The sequence below is a fragment of the Paenilisteria portnoyi genome (assembly GCF_014322795.1).
Lineage (GTDB): Bacteria > Bacillota > Bacilli > Lactobacillales > Listeriaceae > Listeria_A > Listeria_A portnoyi.
In genome coordinates this window covers 1-723 of the sequence record NZ_JAASTT010000050.1, presented here as the reverse complement: position 1 = coordinate 723, position 723 = coordinate 1, and the positions used below count along the sequence as shown (strand labels likewise).

The following is a 723-nucleotide window of genomic DNA, read 5'->3' as shown; positions in this document are numbered from 1 at the left end:
CGAGTTCGGCTACAAGTGCTGCTAAAAATCAAATTAGAAATGGTGCAGGTAATCTTGGTAAGGTTGCTGATTCCGCAGAGACAACTGCTAAAAATTTCTTTCAACCGCGAGTTGTAGCAACTCCTTTTGGTACCACACAAGCTGTAACCGGCGGTGCAGAAAATACACATCGTTTTGAAAATTTAGCGAAAGGGATGTTTGGTGGTAGTGATGGAGTGATTGAGAAAGCAAGTAGGGCTGTAAATGATATAAAAATCCCCTCTGTTAGAAATAATGAATTTAATAAGTGGTTTGATAATATGTCTGTTGAGGAATTTCAAAAGTTGTGGGATGATCCGAAAGCACAAGAAATAATTAAAGCAAGGATTCGTAAACCAGGGAAACTTCATGAATGGTTAGTGGCAAGCAGAGCAGATGTATTTAAGAAGTGGGGAGTTTCAATGGATGATATAAAAGAATTTCGCACGCTTATTGAAGATGTTATTTTTGTTAACCCACCAGGTGTTCATGGTGGAATCGGATCCACGACTGCTCACAACGAAATAATAGCTTTGATAGATCATTCATCTGGTTTTGAAAAATTCGTGAAATCTTTGAATAATTGGGCGACAGACAGGTTGCCAAATGGCATTTTAGATTTACCAGAGGGATTAAGGAGGTAACAATATGGGATGCAAAGAAGAGGTTGTTTCAATTTGGTTTGGCTATTTCGAAAATAGAGAA

Annotated in this window: 1 pseudogene; it reads left to right on the top strand. The window is 38.2% G+C overall.

What is annotated here, in order from left to right:
* Nucleotides 1–662, top strand: a pseudogene (locus tag HCJ66_RS15890) (hypothetical protein); the annotation flags it as partial.
* Nucleotides 663–723: the final 61 nt, after the last annotated feature.